Origin of the sequence: Bacteroides sp. L008 (genome assembly GCF_040812255.1) — a bacterium.
GTDB classification, from domain to species: Bacteria; Bacteroidota; Bacteroidia; order Bacteroidales; family Bacteroidaceae; genus Bacteroides; species Bacteroides vicugnae.
The window spans coordinates 3,325,910-3,349,581 of the sequence record NZ_JBFNXO010000001.1; the positions used below are offsets into that span (position 1 = coordinate 3,325,910).

At 40.6% G+C, this 23,672-nt stretch carries 12 protein-coding genes; 3 read left to right on the plus strand and 9 right to left on the minus strand.

What is annotated here, in order from left to right; translation table 11 throughout:
• Nucleotides 1–32: 32 nt before the first annotated feature.
• The 7 genes from AB3G73_RS13330 to AB3G73_RS13360 all read right to left on the minus strand — a co-directional run bounded on the left by AB3G73_RS13330 (nucleotide 33) and on the right by AB3G73_RS13360 (nucleotide 15,985).
• On the minus strand, nucleotides 33–4,061 hold the full coding sequence (locus tag AB3G73_RS13330) for a two-component regulator propeller domain-containing protein (RefSeq protein WP_367745108.1): 4,029 nt from the start codon (nucleotides 4,059–4,061) through the stop codon (nucleotides 33–35).
• A 248-nt stretch (nucleotides 4,062–4,309) separates the two neighbouring features.
• Nucleotides 4,310–6,835: a family 20 glycosylhydrolase gene (locus AB3G73_RS13335; protein ID WP_148367150.1), complete on the minus strand. Its 2,526-nt coding sequence runs from the start codon at nucleotides 6,833–6,835 to the stop codon at nucleotides 4,310–4,312.
• A gap of 7 nt (nucleotides 6,836–6,842) precedes the next feature.
• The gene (locus AB3G73_RS13340) at nucleotides 6,843–7,916 is read right to left on the minus strand and encodes a cellulase family glycosylhydrolase (protein ID WP_367745109.1); all 1,074 of its coding nucleotides are present in this window, start codon (nucleotides 7,914–7,916) and stop codon (nucleotides 6,843–6,845) included.
• Nucleotides 7,917–7,952: 36 nt separating this feature from the next.
• Nucleotides 7,953–9,431, minus strand: a complete 1,479-nt coding sequence (locus AB3G73_RS13345) for a BACON domain-containing carbohydrate-binding protein (RefSeq protein WP_148367148.1) — start codon at nucleotides 9,429–9,431, stop codon at nucleotides 7,953–7,955.
• Between the two features lie 46 nt (nucleotides 9,432–9,477).
• The gene (locus tag AB3G73_RS13350) at nucleotides 9,478–10,893 is read right to left on the minus strand and encodes a DUF5125 domain-containing protein (RefSeq protein ID WP_258981852.1); all 1,416 of its coding nucleotides are present in this window, start codon (nucleotides 10,891–10,893) and stop codon (nucleotides 9,478–9,480) included.
• Nucleotides 10,893–12,536, minus strand: a complete 1,644-nt coding sequence (locus AB3G73_RS13355; protein ID WP_367745110.1) for a RagB/SusD family nutrient uptake outer membrane protein — start codon at nucleotides 12,534–12,536, stop codon at nucleotides 10,893–10,895. The genes AB3G73_RS13350 and AB3G73_RS13355 overlap by 1 nt, the downstream gene beginning before the upstream one ends.
• 32 nt (nucleotides 12,537–12,568) lie before the next feature.
• Nucleotides 12,569–15,985: a SusC/RagA family TonB-linked outer membrane protein gene (locus AB3G73_RS13360; RefSeq protein WP_148367146.1), complete on the minus strand. Its 3,417-nt coding sequence runs from the start codon at nucleotides 15,983–15,985 to the stop codon at nucleotides 12,569–12,571.
• 328 nt (nucleotides 15,986–16,313) lie between these two features.
• On the opposite strand from AB3G73_RS13360, the gene AB3G73_RS13365 reads away from it, so the two are divergent.
• Together AB3G73_RS13365 and AB3G73_RS13370 are read left to right on the plus strand one after the other, a co-directional pair.
• On the plus strand, nucleotides 16,314–16,901 hold the full coding sequence (locus AB3G73_RS13365) for an RNA polymerase sigma-70 factor (RefSeq protein WP_148367145.1): 588 nt from the start codon (nucleotides 16,314–16,316) through the stop codon (nucleotides 16,899–16,901).
• A 53-nt stretch (nucleotides 16,902–16,954) separates the two neighbouring features.
• Nucleotides 16,955–17,998: a FecR family protein gene (locus AB3G73_RS13370; RefSeq protein ID WP_234133835.1), complete on the plus strand. Its 1,044-nt coding sequence runs from the start codon at nucleotides 16,955–16,957 to the stop codon at nucleotides 17,996–17,998.
• Nucleotides 17,999–18,155: 157 nt separating this feature from the next.
• On the opposite strand, the gene AB3G73_RS13375 is transcribed toward AB3G73_RS13370, so the two are convergent.
• Both AB3G73_RS13375 and AB3G73_RS13380 read right to left on the minus strand, forming a co-directional pair.
• Entirely contained in the window at nucleotides 18,156–20,354 is a 2,199-nt protein-coding gene (locus tag AB3G73_RS13375; RefSeq protein WP_195650400.1) for a GH92 family glycosyl hydrolase, read from the minus strand.
• A gap of 32 nt (nucleotides 20,355–20,386) precedes the next feature.
• The gene (locus tag AB3G73_RS13380) at nucleotides 20,387–21,661 is read right to left on the minus strand and encodes a histidine-type phosphatase (RefSeq protein ID WP_148367142.1); all 1,275 of its coding nucleotides are present in this window, start codon (nucleotides 21,659–21,661) and stop codon (nucleotides 20,387–20,389) included.
• 230 nt (nucleotides 21,662–21,891) lie between these two features.
• Between AB3G73_RS13380 and sppA the strand changes: the two genes are divergently transcribed.
• The gene (gene sppA / locus AB3G73_RS13385; RefSeq protein ID WP_074558579.1) at nucleotides 21,892–23,670 is read left to right on the plus strand and encodes a signal peptide peptidase SppA; all 1,779 of its coding nucleotides are present in this window, start codon (nucleotides 21,892–21,894) and stop codon (nucleotides 23,668–23,670) included.
• Nucleotides 23,671–23,672 lie beyond the last annotated feature (2 nt).

The following is a 23,672-nucleotide window of genomic DNA, read 5'->3' on the forward strand; positions in this document are numbered from 1 at the left end:
TGAGAAGAAAACATTCTTACAGGGCTTTTTGGTTAATCTGTCTCGTTTCGAAAATTGGTTGTCGAAGAAGCTCCCTCCTTTCCCGACTCTGCATACTTGCTTGGACTTACATCGTAATACTTCTTAAATACCTCCCGGAAGTATTTCACATCCGAGAATCCAACAATATCAGAAACCTCCGTTACTGTATGTTCACCCTGTTTTAACAACTGTGCAGCATGTTGCAAACGTATCATCCGGATATAATCAGCCGGAGCATAACCGGTCAACGCTTTTAATTTATTAAAGAAACTTGTACGACTCATATGATGATGACTGCTAAGCATCTCCACATTAAAGCCCGGATCTCCCATGTTCTTCTCTATACATTCCTTAACTGAAGCTATAAATTTCCAATCCAAGGTATTAGCGCAATTAGCTGGTAAATCCTTCTCTTCATCTTCAATACTATTATAAACTTGACGGAGCAATGCACGATTCGCAAGTATGTTTTTAATAGTAACCTTAAGTATTCCCACACTAAAAGGTTTGGTGATATAAGCATCTGCTCCGATTTCCAGTCCTCCGAGTATATCTTTTTCATCCCCTAGTGCGGTCAGCAAAATGACTGGAATATGAGACATCTCAATATCACTCTTTATAGTTGAACATAGCTCATCCCCACTCATTTCGGGCATCATTATATCAGATATGACGAGATCCGGATTAAATTCCCGTATAATGACAAGTGCATCCTTTCCATTGGAACAAGACTGAACGTAATAACTTACGGCAAGCATATCAACAAGATAATTGCGCAAATCATCATTATCTTCCACTATCAAAACACGTTGCGAAGAATTGTTCATCTGTGGAGATTTCATGACCGGCAAATCCGGAGCCTCACCCGACATGGTAACTTCCGGACATTCATCCACCTCTTTAGGGGAAATGAATTTAGCCTTATGGAAATGTTTATTTCCTTTCAGAAAAGTTATCCGGACACAAGTACCCTGTTGTTCGGCACTTTGAATCTGAATCTTTCCCTTATGCAACCGGACCAGTTTATATACTAACATAAGCCCGATTCCACTACCCGTTACTTTCAGATTGACAACATTGCTACCTCTAAAATAGTTCCTGAATAATTTCTTCTGCTCACATGAAGGAATACCAATTCCTGTATCTTTCACTTCGATACTCCAAGTGGTTCCTTCCTCGTAAGCACAAATACACACACTGCCATTTTCCGGCGTGTATTTCAATGCATTGGACAAAATATTTTTTAGAATAGATCCCATCTTGTCACTATCAAACCACACATTTAAATAGTCAAAGTTACTTTCATAAACAAATTTGATATGTTTCATTTCGGCATATTTGCGGAAAGTAGCGCAAACATCATTCATATAAGAGTTCAGCTCATACTCTGATACATAAAGGGTAGAAGAGTAAATATCTATCCGCTCAAAGTTTATCAGGTTGGTCGTCAGTTGAAGCAATGTATTCACATTCCTAAGAGCCATATTTATATGAGGTAATGCCTTATCAGTCACCATATGATTTTCTACAACTTCCTCCAACGGTGCTTTTATCAATGTAAGCGGTGTACGTATGTCATGGGCCGTATTAATAAAGAACCGTGTTTTCTCATCCGATATCTTCTTTTGTTTGTGCAACATGATAATACGGAATATGATAATCATAACCAACACCAATAGAATTGCATACCCCACCATGGCCCACATACTGGCCCATACCGGAGGTGTAATAATGATCTGAATGCTCCTCGTCTCATAAGTCTTATATTTCTCCTCATTGGATATGGCACGAATTTGTAAAGTATAACTGCCGGGAGGCAAATTTCTGACAAGAATCCGGTTATCGTGGCTCGGACGGCTCCATTCTTTATGATAACCGTCAATTTTCCATGAATAAAGAATATTGGACGGATAATCATAATTAATAGAAGCTACATCAAGAGAGAAAGTATTCTGTCCGTAGGCTAATTCAAGCTGCTCGGTTTCGTCAATATCCTGCTTTAAGGGAGATCCGTCATCACCCGGATAAACAGGATGATAGGCTATCATAAAATCACGCAGCAACAGACGTGAATAATGCGGCTCCGGTATCTGTATGTCTGTCGGGAACCTGATAGCACCGTCATTACCGCCAAAAACAAGCGTACTACTACTGTAAGCGGTGGCAGAGCCTGCATTAAAATTGACACTCATCAACCCCTGCTCCCGCGTCCAGTTGCGGAAGGAGTGTTCATTGGGTGAATAGATTGTAATACCGTTCTCCGTTCCCATCAGGAGGCTGCCGTCCTGACGTGGAAGAATCGTATAAATATTGTCGGAAATCAGCGCACAGTTGTCAGCCCGATACTGATGAATAAATTTCCCTTCATTGCTATCATAAACTAGAAGTCCGGCTCCACGGGTACCAATATACAGGATGCCGTTTCCCCTCTGGTATAATGCACATATGTAAAGAGACTCAATAGGCAAGTCAATATATTGGTAAACTCCAGATTTCTTATCAAGCTGATAAAGCCCCATTCTCGTACCAATCCACATCTGCCGGGCATCTTTCTCCAGAATGGTGGTGATGGAACTTACCCCCGGATACAAACGCACACTTTTAGTCTCAAGATTGATACGTTTTAAATTATAATATCCACCGGACCAAATATCACCGTTCGAATCCTTTTTAATATCAAAAATATATTGGTCGGGGCGTATTCCTGCAATAGAAGCAGGAGAAAAACAACTTATTTTAAACCCTTTTTTTTCTATCTTATAAATATTGGAGGTAAAACCACCAGCCCATATCACACCGGGAGAGACTTCACACAGTGCTAAGAAGATGTGATTCTCATCATCCGGTACCGGATCAAAAGAACTAAAAAAGGAGTGCCACTCTTTTGTACCGGTCTGATAGAGACTGATACCGTTACTGGTAGCAAACCAAAGATCACCGTCACTATCCTCCATCACGTCATGAACCTGATCGTTCACCAGTGACCGGTTGTTTCCGAGAGAATGTTTTATCAGGTCGTAACTCTGATAACGGTTATTACGGATTGTAATACCAGTGGGATAATTAGCAAGCCAGATACGCTCTTCTTCATCCACATAAATGTCATTGATATTGTTTCCATTCATCCCATTATAGCTACTATAATCAGCCGTTATATATGGTTCACTCAGGCAGGTATTCACATCTAATTTATATACACCTTTTCCACCTGTAGCCACTAGCAATTCATGAGCATTCAATGAAACAATCCGGTTAATCTCTACATTGTTTGGTGAATGACAGGAAGTGATTTTTCCCGATTCCCCCATATCATACACAAGTATTCCGTCTTTATAGCCTCCTATAAACAATTGTTTTGAAATAGCGTGATAATAGAGTTCATGTACCGGTGTAACTATACTTTCCACGACTTCATCGGAAACCAACTTCAGTTTCCCCTCTTCTACTCCAACATGAAACAGACCGCTTCCCGTACCGATAAAGAAATGGTTGCCCTCCGTCTGTTCGATGGCAGTTATTTCCCCGTGGACCGGCATTACCATATCCTGCGTTGTGCCAGTACGGATATTATACCAAGTAATGGTGTCTTTATAACACAACCAGACATGATCATTTTTATCCAGATAACCGTAATTAAGAAATGCCTGAGATTTATTTCTAATCAGCTTCGGATGTATGTAGGCCAGCTCGAATTTATCATGTTGTGAATCATACCTGAAAATACGCCCTTTTTGACCAATCACCCATAACCTATCCTTTCTGTCCATATAAAGCCAGCTCAAGGCAATCCGCGAGTCCAACTTCATGCTGTTGTCGGAAAAGGTGTAATGCTTGATATGTTTGCCGTCATAACGGTCTACCCCTTCCTGAGTCAAGAACCACATATACCCTCTTCGGTCTTTCTGGATATGGTATATTTTCTGATTGTTCAAACCATCTTCCAGCCCTATGTACTTATAAATCTGCCCCTTGCTTACAGTACCATTAATGAGAAGGATTATAAACAACAAATACCTTCTCATTTTTACAAAACTATCCATGCCTTTCACAAATATTCCAAAAACTCCCTGCAAAAATATGAAAAAATTAATAAAAACACAATATGATAAATGTATTTATATTTCAACTGATAATTAAATTAATCCTCATGTATACAGGTGGAGTTTATTGAACAGTGTAAAGAAGAACCTGAAATTTATATCGTTTTCAATATTCCTAAAGTTTCCAAAACACACAAAATAAATAGAAAGCTATCCTAATATTATTAAAATAGCCTTCTATTCAGATATCATTTATTTATCAATACAATTGTTACGCTTTCTTTCCCTAAACAAAAAGCTTTAGCCTTTATCAATGGAGCATCGCATTTTATCGGTTCTTTCCATACTACAGAATTTTCATTAGGCTCATTACCGTCAGTGGTATACCGGATTACCACATTTGGATTGGTTGTATTAGCCAGTAATAATCCATCCCTTACAATAATACCGGGAGGAGATATCCGGAAATTAATTCCCCGCTTTGCCAGACGAGGCAATTCATAATTTACAATACCGGCATTATATTTCCGTTTGGCATCCATATATATCTTGTTGTCCGAAGATAATGCCCACGATGGTTGAGCATTCCAAGCGCGCTCTGCCAGCCCGAAGACTTTCGGGAAAAGATAATATTCTATCTGTTCAAAACTACGGATTGTCTCCGACCAGATTTGTCCGGACAAACCTTTAATATTCTGACAGCCTTCTTTTGTCAAGGGTTGTTTACCGTTTGAGGCAGTTTTTACATCCACAGGTTCACCCTTCAAATTCCGCCGTAAAGACTTATAAATATCAAAAGGCAACATATCAAACGTTACATACTCATCTACGTAACCGCCCCAACGCAATCCCGGCTCTTCCACATGATAACAATAGGCCATATCCAAATAGAAATTACCCACATTACAGAGTATAATAGGATAGCCCGCATTTGCTAACTTATACGGAACTTCATCCCCACCTTGTTCCGGAATTGTATTCCAGCAATAATTCAAGACCTTACTATTTCTGAAGTGTTCATTCACGGTGTTATCCGGATTCATAACAATATCCTGCCATCCAACCGCCTGTATATTACGTTTATCCAACATTTCCAGAATTTGCTCCAGAAAATAATCTTTCAAATCCCGTATCTTAGTCAGTCCATGTTCTTTCATAAAAGTACGGCAGATAGCGGAACCTTCCCAAATACCTTCCGGCACTTCATCACCACCTACATGGAAAGCAGGCAATTCTACTCCCGCATCCTGATACATCCGCCCGATTTCATCAATCACTTTTTCAAGAAAACGGTATGTAGAAGGCATTGCGACATTAATGACATTATCTGTGAAATTTTGTGCCGATAGATATTGGGAAGTATCTGCAAAGTCAATCAAAAGATATTCTTCCGCTTTCGACTGATCCTTACCCATATATTTCCGGTGACGGGCATTCATGGCTTTTATTGCTGCCCGTGAATGGCCGGGAATATCTATTTCAGGAATAATCCTGATATGCCTTTCTTTTGCATATTTCAAAATATCCATAAAGTCACTGCGGGAATAATACCCATTAGCCAATGAGGTGGTATCTGCCTCATTCCATCCCCAGGCATATGCAGGATAAAGACATGTCTGTTCATCTGTGGTATGTCCTCTGAGAGAAGCTGTTGCTGTCAATTCCTCCAATCCGGGTATTTCCACACGCCAAGCCTCATCATCACTCAAATGCAGGTGCAGTACATTCATTTTATAGAATGACAATATATCTATCAGTTTCAGTAAATCCGTCTTCTTTGTAAAATTGCGGGCTACATCCAGCATGATTCCCCGATGTCCCATGTCCGGATAATCGGTAATATGAAGATTAGGAAGCGGAGAGGAAGCTAGTTTCATGTTATCCAATAAAGCAACCAATGTCTGGCCAGCATTAAATATGCCATGCGCATCATTAGCTTTCAAAGTCAGCAGATTATTCTTTATCACAATTTCGTAATACTCATCGGGATACTGGCAGGTGGCAGGAAGCTCTGTTTTCTTCAATTCAATGATTGTTTCTTCATCTTTGTCAGAAACGATACATCCAAACAGTGAAGTCAATTGCTTTTTCAACAAAAGAGCTTCTTCTTTAAATACACCGTCAAACTTCAGACCGACCTTTGGAGAGAAAGTAGAAACACCACCCGTCTTCTCTACTTTTTTAGGAGTAGGAAAGAGAGAAAGTATATCACAATCTACAGGCTTGCTGAAATCATCATTCTGCTTATACAAATAATTTCCATCTGCATAGGGAAAACTGTTCTTCGAACTAATCCATTGAGCATCGGGTCTAAAAAGCCCGATCTCAATCGGAATATTTTGCGGCTGCAACATTTTCCCTTTTTCATCGGTAGCTACAATATAAGCCCCTTCAGGAACCGAAGACACATTAATCACATTTCCTTCACTCATTATAGTAAAAGAGAGTGTTTCACCCGGTGCCAACGCCTGATAGTGTTCAGTAGGATACATTTTATAGTAAGTCGAACCGATACATTCAATTTCCAACGGTGCATTAACAGGTTGTTGATAATAAATTGGCGTCTGATTAAAATAGATCACCCAATTATCAGCCAGAGCTTTATTCCCGTTATTCGTCAAACAGAATGTATTCTTAAAATATCTGGCTTCCACACTATCTTTTTCCAGTTTCCATGTTAAAGAGAGCTGTGAGGAAGGGGGCTGTTTACCAGCCCCACAACCAAACAAGCATATCCCCAACATCATTATCCATATATTCCTCATAGTTATCATAAGGGAATTATTTTGTTAATGAACGAATACATTCCACTTCTTCTATTGAATAAGGTGTCCCATCGCCACGGAAAATATCATGGAACCACAAGGACGGTTCAGCTACGTCAGGCAACGGAGTATCCCATGCAAAGATTGTATTTGTCTTTCCGGCTACAAGTCCCCAGTTGATTGCACCAATATTTTCTTTCTTCAGCATTGGCATGATATCCTGAAAAGTACTGTTTTGAGTACGTGCCATATATTCCGTGCAAATCATCGGACGCCCATATTGCTTCAACGTGTCAATGAGCTGTCGATGCGAATCCAAACCTTCATATGTGTGATAGGTTATCACGTCCGAATTTTCCAACTGAAACTTATTCAAATTAGTCAAACTCATATCCCAGACTCCGGCCGACAAAGGTTGCGACGGGTTAACCGTTCGTCCCCACGTAAATATCTTCTGCAATAACGGCAGACTTCTTTCACCGTATCTATATCCACCCGAACCACCGGGCTCATTATATAGATCCCACAACACAATTCTCTTATCATCCTTAAAGGTGGTAAGAATGTCTTTCACATAATTCTCCAAGACCGGAAGTATCACTGCCGTATCACCTTTATAATACAGATCCCCCGGATCACGCGCCCATCCCGAATTATGTACTCCCGGTTGTGGTTCCGGTTGTTTTCCTGCCTGATAAGTAGGATTCCAGCAATCATCCAAAAAGACAAAGATGGTAGAGATATGATGCTTATCGGCAATAGTAAGGTATTCATTAAGACGTTTCTTAAAACCTTCCTGATCCGTTTCCCAAGCCAGATGGTGCAAATATACACGCATACAATTCATTCCGATGTCTTCTGCCCAGCCTAGTTCACGGTCAATAGTCACCGGATCAAAAGTATCAGCCTGCCACATCTCCAATTGGTTGATTGCCGTGCTCGGAATAAAATCACACCCACGGAGCCATCCCCATTGTTGATACCATCCATTAGCCTGCTCTTTTGTCCAGACTTCACGAACTGAGACTGTTTTCTGACTGCAGGCAATTAACATAATGCCAATAAAAAACGAGAGTAATATCTTTTTCATAATCGAATTTTACTTTATCTAATTAGAAACCTTTATTCATTTTCTCCATGTAAATATGACCATATCCCCCGGTTCAACCACTATCGTAGAACCGTCCGGACTTACAGTTGAACCATCCTTCAGCACTCTGCTTACAGAACCGTCCACATCAATTGCCAGATTCATCACATTACGAAAATCCTTATTTACAACTACAAGATACTGGTTATTATCTTTCTCCAATACAGAAACAACAGCACCCGTATCACTCGTTGTCAATGATTTTATAGGGGCCGGCAAACTTCCCAACACTGTAGTTCCTTCCGGTATTTCACTTCCGGTATGAGACACTGAAATAACCTGCGCTCCCAAGAATATACCTGCAAGCTGTTGCACCTCCTGATTGACAGTCTTGACCAAATCATATACTTCGGTCGGCTCATCATGTTGAAGTCCGCGATAAGTAAAATACTGGATTGCCTGTGCACCGTAAGCCAGATCGCTGAAAACTTGTAATCTCAACTCGGGCAATGTCGGTATTTTATAAAAATGAGTTTCATCCAGTTTATGGGAAAGCGCAAGTGCAAACGCCCAAAAAGGTTTATTACTCTCTTTGGCAGCCGCTGATATTTCTTCCAAATTCCGATACCAGTCCGGGCGGACAATGCTGGGAGCACCATTTATAGATACAATAGGATAATTGTCAAAGGATATAAACGGTACAGGCACCTGCTCTATAAACGACTTTACATTTTCAGAATAAAGTTCTTTTCCCCAGGCCCAGTTGGGGTACAGATTTATATAACAAGGATGATGACTGTCGATGGTTTTAATCTTCTTCACCAATTCGCCCAAGCCCGGCAAATCATTCACTTCCGGTTCATCCTTCAAATGATAGGCATACAAAGCCGGATGGTTCATCATTGCTTTTACAACCTCTTCAGCAGTAGCAACAGACAAAAGGTCTTTACAAGAAGTTATCATTTTCACTCCGGTTTTCTGTGCAGCGTCAAGCGCCTTCAATGTTGTCTCCAAATCATCATACCATCCCAGATAAATATTAATGCCGGATGCTTTCATTACCGGAAATTTCTCCAACGACTTGTCCGCTTCCACCCCAGTCCATGCTATAATCGGGAACTCCCCATCAGTTGTAGGGATATAGGAGTTGCCCTGAACAATCTCTATTTCCTGTGTCTTCACCCCATTAGGTACCACACGAAATACAGCCGTACGTCCGGCTCCCGCATTCGCACTTGCAGTAATTGTCACTTTTCCGTTCCCGCTCCCTTTAACCGGAGAAATGGTAGCCCAAGACTGATCGGTCTCGTTAACAAATTTCCACTCCGTATTAGACTTTATCGAATAAACTTCCGTAAACCCGTCATTGCTGATCTGCAACTTCCCCAAATCCCCGGAAATAGAGAAAGAGGCTTTCTCCGGATCCATCGAACAAGACATCAATACCATTGGCAACATCGAAAAAAAGAATGCAACCAACAACTTCTTACTATATGCTTTCATTGATATATACATAATTCTATTGAATATTAAATTAAAGACTATTAATATTGATTCTCTCTTAATTATAAGGAGTCAATCGTATCACTTCTTTGGCTTTATCAATATGTATCGTATAAAGTCCGGCTTTAAAATCAGGACCCGGAATCAGATCACCGGGAGCATTTCTTGTTATCAAGTTAACAGGCTCCACTGTATATAAATCCTTTGTATCCTCCTCTTGTGCCCAACCATATCCTCTATAAAATTTAAATCCCATCGTTTGGTCAATGTATACGACTGCTTCAAAAGTACTTGCACCGACCTTTTTAAAGAAGAACCATTGGTGAGGATATGCGAAGTCCCAAGCAAGCGTAGCCACATAAGGTTCACGTGGAAAGCCAACTCCAGTACCAAGAATATACATCACCTCCGGATAGAAAACATCCCGCGGCCGTTCCATATACATGAAACCATTTGATGTATTATATTTCAAGTTATAAAGTACCGACGGACCATCGAATTTTGCTTTACTCCCTGAAACATCTTTAAAAAATTCGGGCCGGAGCATATTGGTGACATCACTGCCAAAACCTATAAAATTAATCTTGGCACTCTCTACCAATTCAATATCCAACTGAATATATCCGCCTCCCACATCAAAGAACCGGGACTTGTCAATATCAATGCTATATGCCAGTGTCTTATCGGTCGAGAAATTCAACATATCAAAAGTGATATTCTCCAATATATAACTCCCCACCTTAGGAGTCGGAATCGAAGTAGCTGTATCATCAGTCACAATCGAAATCTTATTGTCCGAATACCCCCATACCAAACCGGAATAATCAGGTTTATTGTTTACTATCTTTTCGGCAACTTTAAAATGGTCTCCAATTCCAGTCAAATCCGCTGCACTCGTCCGGAAACTATAATCCGTTTCATTCTGATTCTCCTTGTCCATTTCATACACATTTCCCAAATCATCAACAAGGTATAATTTGGAAGGTGTTTCCGGACGGGTCACCGCCACACTTGCGGCCTCATCCAAGGTCAGGGTCGATTCATTGCCTCCTAAATCATTTACAGCTTTGATGGTTACCACAGGACGTCCGTTCTGAAAACCGGCAACAAAGGGCAAAGTTGCTTCCTCTTCAATAACTGCAGAACGTCCGCTCAATCCCTTGGACAAGTTCAAAATCTCGGCTCCATCCATTGTTACCAGTAATTGGAATGAAACCAGATCATTATACTCATCACTTATCTGTGCGGTGAATTTAACTTTATCACCAGCCGCCACAACCGTTTCACCATTCACTCCCCGCAATACAGCATTTTCTATTTTAGGTTTTGAAGGCGTAGGCCACTCCGGCCATTCACTTGGCTTACTAATATCATCTTTTGCACACGAAAAGAGCAGTAACGATGATATGAATAGTACGTATATCTTTTTCATTTTTCTTAAGATCTCTAGTTTAACAATCATGAATGACGACATTAATTGCGAGCTGCCGCAAGATCTGCTTTCCATCCCTCACGCTCAAATGTCTGTACCAACACTTTTCCATAAGATTCCGAAGCTTGCTGAACCGCATAATTGGGAATAGGCACATATTGATGTGTAGGAGCCACTCCTTTTATCTTCACCGTACGCTGTGCATATTGATTAAACCGGATGAGGTCTATTTTACGCATTCCTTCATACAACATTTCATGTCCTCTTTCGGTAAGTAAAGCATCCAGGAAAGCTTCGGCACTAGCTGTTGCCGATGCCGGAAGATCATCCAGTCCGGCGCGTTTACGCACTTCATTCACTGCAGCAACAGCGTCAGCAGACGGAGCAGCATTGTTTTTACGAACTTCAGCTTCCGCATACATCAACAAGACATCCGCCCAACGGGCCAACGGTATATCAGTCCCCTGAAAAGCCGTAGCCGTTTCAACCGGGAATTTATTAATTATAAATCCGTCCCATGTGGTTGTATTCCGGTCAATCCAAGTTCCGGCTGTCGTATAATATTTAGTCAGGATGACATCACGACGCTTATCCGAAGGATCATACGTATCCCAGAATTTCGGAGACACGTTAAAGGTTTGTCCCCATCCCTGCCCTTGCAGATAAAAAGGAGTGGGATTTCCCTGATCGTCCACTCTCGCCGCATTATCAGGAGTAGCGAGCATCATCAGCGGATTAAAATTACCGGACTTATTCGTACCATCCGCCGTTTCATCACAACTGACAGCCATAATCACTTCCGAATTGAAATTATTGGCATTTTTAAATTGCTCGATATAAGGATTATCTCCTTTTTTGAAAAGGCTATACCGCCCCTTCAACTCGCTATACATATCAATCGCTTTCTGATAATAACCGGACATATAATAACCTTCATTCAAGCAATGCCGCATGATGCACACACGTGCATAGTCCTTATTGTAACGTCCTTGTTCCGGCTGAGTATCTGCAATATACTGATAAGCATAATCAAAATCAGCCATAATCCATTCCGTCATTTGCTGCAATGTCGGACGTACCAGATTCTCCAGTTTTGAAGGATTAATCAGATCGTTCGGATCAACAATCAAAGGAACAGGTCCATATACATGCAATAAATAATACATCATCAATCCCCGGCAAAGACGGGCTTCGGCAATAAACTCCCTTTTACGTTCCTCGGAAACGACCTCGGTAGAAGCCTTCTCCAAAGTTCCAATCACATTGGTGAAGTAGGAAATCTCACTTACTTTCGGAAAATGATTCGGCCTTTCGTCACTTAACGTACCACTCGTATAATAGACACACTGACTGAAATCGGCTTTGGAAAGGAAGTAGTATCCACCTCCCCAACCATTATTCCACACCGCCATCTCATCGGTCGGATAATCAAAGAATTTCAGTACGCCTCCGGCAGGTATATACCAACCATGCTGGTTGCCACTCGTACCGGCACCAATCCAATAGGTCCATGTAGTAGTAAAAGGCATATAGCAGGTCATCATAAATGATTCGTATTCGGCTTCAGTCACCGGATAATTAGAAACATTCAATGTGCCATACATCTTCGGATCAAAATTATCCTCACAACTGCACATGATAAATGCAATCATGATAAATACTTTAAATAATTTATTCTTGCTCATATTTTCAATTTTTTCTTTCGTTACAGGTTCTCTTAAAAACATATTTTTGCTCCGAAGGAGTATGTTCTTGTCATCGGATATTCCGCCTTGGAGCCGTCGCCACCCGTCTTTATTTCAGGATCGACCCCAACAAACTTGGTAAAAGTCAACGGATTCTGACAATCAATAAAAACACGGATAGAACTTACATAATCACCTATTCTTCCCAGCTTCTTCCCCGAGAGATTATATCCTAGAGTAATATTCCTGACACGTACGAACGAAGCATTCTGATAATCTTCTTCAAACCCTACGTTACCGGGCAAAGCGACAGCCTTTGTCGAAGCAATACCACGCCGGTTTCCATTCTGGTTCGTTTGAGAGTTCCAGATAGTATATACATATTTGTTCGAGTTCTTCGGGCTTGTGTAATACACATCTCCGACAAGCGCCCAACGATATGCATAATTATAACGTGTACGCCCGAATTGTCCATACATAAATATATCCAGATCGAAATCCTTGTACACAAATGTGTTTCCAAATCCGATGTGAATTTTCGGAAGTGTATTCCGCATCTTTACATCATCAATCGTTATTTTATTATCCCCATTCGCGTCCTTTATAATCGGATAGCCGGGTTGTTGCGCATCTGCCGGTAAAGATTTCTGCGATTCGGGCATATTGCTTTTATCTATATTGATTATGCCTTCCGTTTCATAATAGTAATAAGCATTCACCGGCTCGTTTTTACGGATTCGATATTCTTCATAATAATAATTGGGCATCCGTTCTTTCCAAACGGCATTATGATGTGATAAGGTCAATTGTGACGTCCACTTAAACACACGGGGGATTTCATAGTTTAGTGAATTGATAGTTGCATCCCATCCATAACGTACATAATGTCCATAATTCATCGGGACGGAAGATGTCATACTAAGCGGAGAGGAAGAATCATATCCCAGCAAGTTGGTCACATCATTACGAAACATATCGAAACTTCCCCAGATTCTATCCTTCAACACAGAAAAGTCTACACCTATATTCTTCATGGTAGTCTTTTCCCAAGTTACATTCGGGTAATCAGGACCGCTAAGCAGATAGGGTACATAAGTCACTGAATTGTTAGAGAACTTGATGTATTGGGCTGCCAGACTGAAAGTTCCATAAAGTGAACTGCCCAAGTTGTCATTACCTGTCTGTCCATAACTGCCACGAATCTTCAACTGGTCAATCCATGATATATGCTTCATAAACGGTTCGTTAGATAATTTCCAGGCTAATGACACTGAAGGGAAATAGGCATATTTCTTTCCCGGAAAAAATTTGTCCGTTCCATCCCGGCGGATAGTAGCCGCAACCACATACCTGTCAAGCAAATCCACACTTGCCCTGGCAAATTGAGAACGACGTTCGTCGGCTGCCCTGAAAGAAGTCGGATAGAAAGCACCTTCCGCAGCTTCCACTTTATCAGCCGCAATGTGATCGTTAATCTGCTCGTAGTCAAGTTCAAGTCCATTTGAATCGTTTGTATATCTTCCCATACCCACTACGGCATCAACACGCAACAAATCTCCAAACTGCTTTTTGAAAGTCAGCGTACCTTCCATGGTTTGGTTTCTACGCTCAACATATCCCAGATGTCCTCTCGATTTATACATATCCATAAAATAAATATCAGAAGGAATATAAAGGTTACGATTAGCATTCTCCTTATTGATACCATACATCAAACGGAACGACAGCATATCCTTGATTATATCCACATCGGCAGCAAAGTTTAGATAATAACCGCTCGTTTTGGTGCGGTCGCTCACTTTTACCATTTCTGCAGGATTGGGATAGTTCGAATATAAAGTAGGATTTCCTGCCGCATCCCTGATCGGCAAATAAGAAGGATAAGTCAATGCCGATTGGATAGCATCATAACCATTACCACCACCTCCACCACCGGAAGTTGAGTTTGTATATTCATTCTCATTTACATTGACAATTGCAGTCAACTTAAGAAATGGAAGCAATTGTGAAGATATGTTCGTCCGAAGAGCATAACGCTCCATTGCAGAGTTTTCTACCGTACCTTCCTGTTTATAATAGTTTCCGGACAAGTAATATTTCAGAAGTTTAGATCCTCCTGTAATTGTGATGTTATGGTTATTGATACTACCATCTTTCAACACACAATCCAGCCAGTCTGTTGTTTGAGCGGCAGCTATCTGTTGAGGTGAGAATTGAGGCACCCATTTATTATCAAAAGGTTTATCGCCATAGGGATACATGCCGTTCGTAAATAAATAGTTTTCTTTATTGAAAATGTTAGCAACATTCATATATTCCTCTCCGCTCAAAGGCTCCAGATACGGATAGTTTTTCACAATAGAATAATTTCCTTCATAAGTGATTTGTGGACGGGTTTCAGTACCTTTCTTCGTGGTGATTAATACGACTCCATTGGCCGCGCCAATTCCATAAATGGAGGCAGAGGCATCCTTTAATACTTCAATAGATTCAATATCAGCAGGATTAAGTCCGGCCAACCCCGAACGACTGATCGAATTAGGCATGACCTGATTTCCGTTTCCAACCTCTAAAGAGGTGGAAGGCATCATCACTCCATCCACAATAAATATAGGAGTTCCTGCACCACGAATTGAAAGATCAACTGCTCCACCCGGTTGTGGACTTGTTAATGTAGCCTCCAGTCCGGCGGCCCGCCCAAGCAGCATCTGTGACATATTGCTTGTTGCGGCTCTTGATATTTTTTCTGTTTTGACCGTTGCAATAGAAGTGGTCAGATTCTTACGGGTGGTCGTTCCATAACCTACCACAACAACCTCATCCAATTGTTTTGAATCCTCTTTCATCGTCACGTTCAACGTCATCGGCCTGGTTATTTTCTGCGTATATGTAGTGTAACCTATTGAAGTAAATTTCAGTGTCGAACCTTCCGGAACCTGCAACTGATAATTGCCGTCTATACCGGTGATGGTTCCTTGAGTCACCCCCTCTATCATCACAGTCACTCCCGGAAGAGTCTCTCCAGATTCGTCCACGACCTTTCCTGTCACCTTGACTGTCGGCTTGTTATCCTGCTGTTGAGATGAAACCTTGTTTAATACAATCTGGCGTTTTTCAATCGTATAAGATACTCCTTCGCCTTTAAAAAGTTTATCCAGTACCAGAGTCATCAGTTCATTCTTCACAGAAATGCTTACTATACGGCTAACATCAACAATATCTTTGTTATACAGGAAGCGATATTCTGTCTGATTTTCGATACTAGTCAAGACCTCCTCTACAGTCACGTTCTTCAGTCGTAATGTAATTTTGGCGGATTGTGCAAGGATAGGTATACTGACGGCTTGCAGAGCTATACAAAACAACCATATAGCACAAATTCTCCCCATTTTTACATTCGCAGGTACATTAATTCTCTTTTTCATTTTTCTAATTGAAATAAGTTTCATACCTTTACATGTTTGGTTATTGGTTCTACAAATAAGTTGATTAACGAATAACTGAATCTTTGGAAAGGAAGGTGAGTCAGACCTTCCTTTTTTATCAGTTTTTTCGGAAGTAAGATTCACTGATTATGTCTTTCCCATGGCTTGTATTATTTAAAGGTTAATAAATGTGTTTTTCTCTCGTAGCTATCAATAAGACGTTTCTAAAAATAAAAGCCACATTCCATATCACATAATTTTTTCATCCTGACTATTTTTTCATCAAACTATCGTTTATCCCAAATAATCTTTCTATTTTTACCCCCAACAATAGAATCTCTACTACAATACTATGTCAAATATCCAACAACAGACTTCCGACGACCGTTTTCTGGTAATAGCACTGAAAAAGGATGATAAACAGGCTTTTACCCGATTATTCCATGCCTATTATAAAGATCTGGTGTTGTTTGGCGGTACTTACATTCCAGAGAAATCTACCTGCGAGGATATTGTACAGAATATCTTTCTCAAATTATGGAATGACCGGAAAACACTGGAAATTGAGAATTCACTAAAATCATATTTACTGAAAGCAGTCCGGAACTACTGTCTGGATGAATTGCGCCATCGCAGGATTATAGATGAACACGTTGCTTATGAACTTAAATCGGGCTCTATAGATATAGATACAACGGAAAACTACATACTGTACTCCGATTTATGCCGGCAACTCAAAAATGCATTGGAGCAATTACCTCCCCAGGAAAGAGAAGTATTTGAAATGAGCCGGTTAGAAAATATTAAATATCAGGAAATAGCCAATCGCCTCAATATCTCTGTCAGAACAGTGGAAGTACGCATCAGCAAGGCATTGAAGCAGCTTCGCTTTTTATTAAAAGATTTTTATTTGCTACTTCTCTTCTTTCTTTTCCACTAATGGATGTGGGATTTTCTTTCTGAAACGTCTATTATATATAAGGTAAAATGCATATGATAAATAAAGATTCAGACATAGAAATTATAATTTCCAAATATCTCTCGAAAGAGGCTACACCAGAAGAAATAAAGGTACTGGAAGATTGGATATCGGCTACTCCCGAAAACTACAGGAGCTTTCTGTCACAAAAGAATGTGTGGGAAGTCAGTCACCCGGCTTTTAATCCGGAAGAGATAGATGTGGACAGCGCGCACAGAAAAGTTATGGAGCAGATTCTTCATCAAAATCAACCGGCAGCGGTCCGTCCTAAGTTATCTTTCCTGCACTACTGGCAGCAAATTGCAGCTATCTTACTTCTTCCTCTACTGATATTATCCGCTTATCTTTATTTTAGGCCAGCTCAACAAATTGCGGAAACTTATCAGGAGTTATTCACTCCTTACGGCACTTGGTCGGTAGTGAATCTGCCCGACGGCTCTAAGGTTTGGTTAAATGCCGGAAGTTCTCTAAAATATCCTACTCAATTCAATGATAAGCAAAGAGTGGTTTCAATGCAAGGTGAAGCCTATTTTGAAGTAGAATCCGATAAGGAACATCCTTTCATCGTACAAACGAAAGAACTGACTGTAGAAGCTACCGGCACAGCATTCAATGTGAACGCATATACTTCGGACAATGTAACAGCTGTGACATTAGTAAAAGGAAAGGTAGCAGTAACTCTTGACAAGAAAAAAACAATTTCCCTTTCACCGGGAGAGAAGATTGACTATAATCTGGTAACTTCTTTGTATAACGTCAACAAAACCAATACTTACAAATGGTGCTCATGGAAAGATGGAGTACTCATTTTTAGAGACGATCCACTGGAATATGTATTCAAGCGTTTGGGGCAAACTTATAATGTGGAGTTTATTTTGAAAGATGCCGAATTAGGAAAATATTCCTATAAGGCGACTTTTGAGGGTGAATCTTTGAATGAGATCTTACGCTTGCTCGAAATGAGTGCACCCATCCAGTGCAAAGAAGTCAGTAACCGTAGTAACAATAGCGAGAAGTTTGAAAAGCAACGTATAGAGGTGAGCAAGACTGTGCAATAATAAGCAAAGAGGGTTCCGACTGATTCAAAAAGGCGTTTCCGTATGCTTTAAAAAGGATATTATTCTCACCATATTGAGAATAAATTCTCATAGTAATGAGAAAAGTTTCTCACTGTGATGAGAATTTTTTCTCATCACAGTGAGAATACTTGAGAATTTACTTCATCTTATACACCAGTGTACCACCTTTTACAATCTCTTCGTGTGAGATTGTTTTCTTCGTATATGGTTCACCATTCAATGTAATACTATCTACATATTTATGTTCTTTCGATAGATTCTCTGCAATAATTGTGAAAGTCTTACCATCAGCCAAATGCAAAGTCATCTTCGGTAATTGCGGAGCACCGAATACATATTCCGCACTCACCGGATCTACCGGATAGAATCCCATCGCACTAAGCATATACCAGGCAGACATCTGTCCGCAATCATCGTTCCCACAAAGTCCGTCAGGTTTGTTCTTGTATTGAGTATCAAATATTTCACGAACCAGTTCTTGTGTACGTTCCGGACGACCTGCCAGTGCATATAAATAAGTAACATGATGACTTGGCTCATTGCCATGAGCATACTGCCCAATCAATCCGGTAACATCTGCCAAACTCTCTCCTTCCAGTTGAACTGTAAACAAAGAATCCAGTTTATTCAAGAAAGGCTCTTCACCGCCAAACAACTGGATCAATCCCGGTACATCATGTTGTACATGCCAGGTATATTGCCATGCATTTCCTTCTGTATAATCTCCACCGATACTTTCAGAATGTCCTAGTGCACTTGGGTTAAATGGAGCTTTCCAAGTTCCGTCAGCCTTGCGCGGACGCATGAACTTCGTTTGCGGATCGAACATATTCTTATAATAATCAGCACGTTTTGCAAAATATGCCGCATCTTCCTCTTTACCCATACGACGTGCCATATCGGCAGCAGCATAATCATCATATACCGATTCTAAAGTAGAAGATACAGATTCAGCTTTTATCAGGTCTGTCGGGAAATAACCATATTTTGTATAAACTTCCCAATCGGACTTCAACGGATGAGACACCGTCTGCGTCTTCTTTATTATATTGAAAGCACGTTCAGCATCAAAACCGCGGAATCCTTTACGATAGGCTTCGGCAATAACTGATACGCCGTGATTACCAATCATACAGAAATTCTCCTTCCCCCACAATCCCCAAATGGGTAAGAAGCCTTGCACTTCACCTTGTTCAATGAGAGAATTAACAAAGCCATCCACACGTTCGGGAATCATTAATGTATAAAATGGATGAGCGGCACGATAAGTATCCCACAAAGAGAACGTGGAATAGAAAGTACCCGTTCCGGCTTTTACTATAGAATCAGCGGCATTGCGATACATACCGTCAACATCCGAAATCTGATTGGGTTGAATCAATGCATGATAGAAACAAGTGTAGAAATTAGTTTTTTCATCATCCGTACCGTCTATTTCAATACGACTCAAATAGTTATTCCATTCATTATGGGCAGCAGTCTTCACTCCTTCAAAATCCCAGGCAGGAATTTCTGCTTCCAGATTCTTTTTAGCCCCATCAACACTGGTAGTAGAAAGAGCCACTTTCATCATCAGCTCGTCTCCCGGTTGCATATCGAAAGAGGCAATAATACGTTTGCCTTTTTCTGTTTCTCCCATCGGAAGATAAATCGAATCGACTACCGGACGGTTGAATTTCATCACAAAGAAATAATCCTGATTCACCCATACCGTATTATTGACATGTCCTGTCAGTGTCTGCGCATCTTCCCAATTTACTTCGCAACTGTTGACCTGTGAATGATATTGCTCTTCTCTCCATGCAGGACCATGCTGCAGGTCGATCAATATAGAGGCAGAATCAGCTTTATGATAAGTATAGCGGTGAAGGGCAGCATGGATAGATGCTGTCAGTTCCGCTTTCACCTGTGGATCGGAAAGTTCCGCAGTGTAATATCCCGGAGTAGCCGCTTCTTTGTCTTTAGGGAAATGACTACGATAAGCATCCCACGCACGGACACGTGTACCCGTGACCGGCATCACTAGAATATCGCCTAAATCCATACAGCCTGTTCCATTCAGATGTGTCTGTGTAAATCCCCAAACCAGAGAATCCTCATAAACATATTCAGAACAGTAACGCCAACCGACTGCACCAGTCACAGGGCTGGTTTGTATCATACCGAAAGGATAACATGCGCCGGGAAATGTATGCCCGTTGTCCGCGCCACCGATAAAGGTATTAACGTATTGAGTATAATCTTTTGTATCCGTCTTTTCAGCCGGAGTACAAGAAGAATAAAAAAACAAGCCTGCTGCCAGAGTTGCAGCCATAAAAGGGGTTTTTCTTCTCATGGTAAATATAATAATGTTAAGTTAATGTCGCATTATATATGCTGATATTTATCTAATTTTTCACGATAGTAGCTTTCTACATCTTTCCAGTGGTAATAAGGAGCTACGTCTGTTTTCACCGGTAGTTTAGTTTCCTTTTCATTAAGTAATACTTTTACCAATACATCGTTACTTCCTTTTTTATGGAAAAAGACGAATTGCACGTTACTAGCCATCGGGAAAATATCATACGCTCTCCATTGTTCGGATAACTTTTCTACATCAGGGTAAGATTCTCCATAATGATTCAGTTCCAATAAAGCGACTAACGGTAACAGACAAGACTCATGACCAAATCTCAAAGTGGCCTGGTTCTTACCTTCTTTCAAAGCAGCATCTGCCCTATCTAAAATATTACGCAACAAGTCGGCTTCCCGATAGGGCATCAAACCATCCGTTACAGGAGAACAAGCGTGTGTCAGATACCAATATAAGTTGTTACAACTCCATAGATCATAACACTCTTCATCTGTGAAAAGAGAATATAGCTGCATATCTGTATCATGACTCTGCATATTACAAGCCAAATCAAAAAGACGTCTCATCAGGCGCGCTTCATCAACATTTGCTTTTACATACGCTTCGTCTGTAAACAATGTTTTCATCAAGCGTTGCGGACGTACATGGGTAGCTTCAAAATCTTTCTGAACCTTTTTCACTTTATCGGAACCAGCTATTTTACTCAAATCCTTGGCAGGAGGATTCATGTAATACATATCATGGTAACTTGCATCATTCTTGATACATAGATTAGGATTCATCGCCTGCAATTGGAGGCATTCGGATGTCATGGATAAAATACACCGGATGACAACTGTGGAACGGGCATCCACTTCTGTTCCATCAGCAAATATCTGTGGGAAATTAGTATACATACGCTTTGCAATTCCTCTGTGTTGGCGTGCTCCCACCGAAGTCAGTTCACCAAGACGACCTTCCGCCATATCAGCCATGCGCAAAACAATATCCAGTGTGTTTTTACCTGTTGCAGTAAGTTTGTTTAAAGAGTCGGCTTTTAATAAAGTTTGCTTGGGGAAACGATAATCATTCGGATCAATCAGATACCGTGAGCCATGACGCATATATGTGCTGATATAAAAAGGTTCGTACCCCTTAGGAGCAGCTGTCTGCTTGGCAGTAGGCGTAGGATATGCATAATAATTATTAGCGGATAAATACCGGTTTGCACGGATCTCTTCACGAGCAGTTTGCGCTTGTACCGTCCATACAAACAAGAGCAATAAAAGAATAGACGTGAGTTTTTTCATGATAGTATTATTCAATGTATTAATAGTTGTGCCACAAAATTAGAGATTTCTTCTCATTTAAAAGGATTTGATACAGACAAATATACTTAAATCTTAAATGGAGGAAGTTCCTTTTTATGTGGATTCGCTGTGATAAAACAAAAATTCGTACGACTTATTGAATAAATATCAACTCAATTATTTATCTTTGTTAGCTTAATAACAAGCTGGCGCAAAAAACAATAAGTATAATGAAAGATTTCTTGAAATTTACACTTGCCACGGTGACAGGTATCATTTTGTCAAGTATTGTATTATTTATAATCAGCATGGTAACGTTGTTTGGCATCATGTCTGCTTCGGACACAGAAACAATCGTAAAAAAGAATTCTGTAATGATGCTCGACTTAAACGGAACGTTGGTTGAACGTACGCAAGAAGATCCGCTAGGTATTTTATCACAGTTGTTGGGTGACGGATCTAACACATACGGACTGGACGATATTCTTTCTTCCATCCAGAAGGCTAAAGAAAACGAAAATATTAAAGGGATTTATCTGCAGGCAAATTCATTAGGCACCTCCTATGCTTCTTTACAGGAAATCCGTAACGCACTGCTCGACTTCAAAGAAAGTGGAAAATTCGTTATTGCTTATGCCGACTCCTATACGCAGGGACTTTATTATCTTTCCAGCGCAGCCGATAAGGTGTTGCTCAATCCCAAAGGAATGATTGAATGGCGGGGTATCGCCTCTGCTCCCCTGTTCTACAAAGATCTGCTGCAAAAAATAGGAGTTGAGATGCAAGTGTTCAAGGTGGGAACTTACAAATCTGCCGTAGAGCCGTTTATTGCTACGGAAATGAGTCCTGCCAACCGCGAACAGGTTACCACATTTATCACTTCTATCTGGGGACAGGTTACGGAAGGGGTATCTACTTCACGTAATATTTCTGTAGACTCACTGAATGTTTATGCAGATCGCATGCTCATGTTCTATCCGGCAGAAGAGAGTGTAAAATGCGGATTGGCTGATACTCTGATTTATCGCAATGATGTGCGCAATTATCTTAAGAAATTGGTAGAGATCAATGAAGATGATAATCTTCCTATATTAGGATTGGGCGACATGATGAACGTAAGGAAAAATGTGCCGAAAGATAAAAGCGGTAATATCGTAGCTGTTTATTATGCATCCGGTGAGATTACAGACTATCCGAGCTCTGCAACTTCCGAAGATGGGATTGTCGGTTCGAAAGTCATTCGTGACTTGCGCAAATTGAAGGATAATGATGATGTGAAAGCTGTTGTACTCCGTGTCAATTCTCCAGGTGGAAGTGCTTTCGCCTCGGAACAAATCTGGCATGCTGTGAAAGAGCTGAAAACAAAGAAACCGGTCATTGTCTCTATGGGTGATTATGCTGCGTCAGGAGGTTACTATATCTCTTGCGTTGCCGATACGATTGTTGCAGAGCCTACTACCCTGACCGGTTCTATCGGAATCTTCGGTATGATTCCTAATGTGAAAGGATTGACTGATAAAATCGGTTTAAGTTATGATGTCGTAAAAACGAATAAATACGCTGATTTCGGAAATATCATGCGTCCGTTTAACGAGGATGAGAAATCATTGCTTCAAATGATGATAACTGAAGGATATGATACCTTTGTAACTCGTTGTGCCGAAGGACGTCACATGACGAAGGAAGCTATCGAGAAGATTGCTGAAGGTCGCGTATGGACTGGAGAAACTGCTAAAGAACTGGGATTAGTAGACGAGTTAGGTGGTATTGACAAGGCACTGGATATTGCTGTTGCAAAAGCTGGTATCGAAGGTTATACCGTTGTGTCTTATCCGGAGAAACAAGATTTCCTGTCTTCCCTGCTTGATACGAAACCGACGAATTATGTAGAATCACAATTACTGAAAAGTAAATTAGGAGAGTACTATCAGCAATTCGGTTTACTGAAAAATCTGCAAGAACAATCCATGATTCAGGCACGTATTCCGTTCGAACTGAATATTAAATAAAC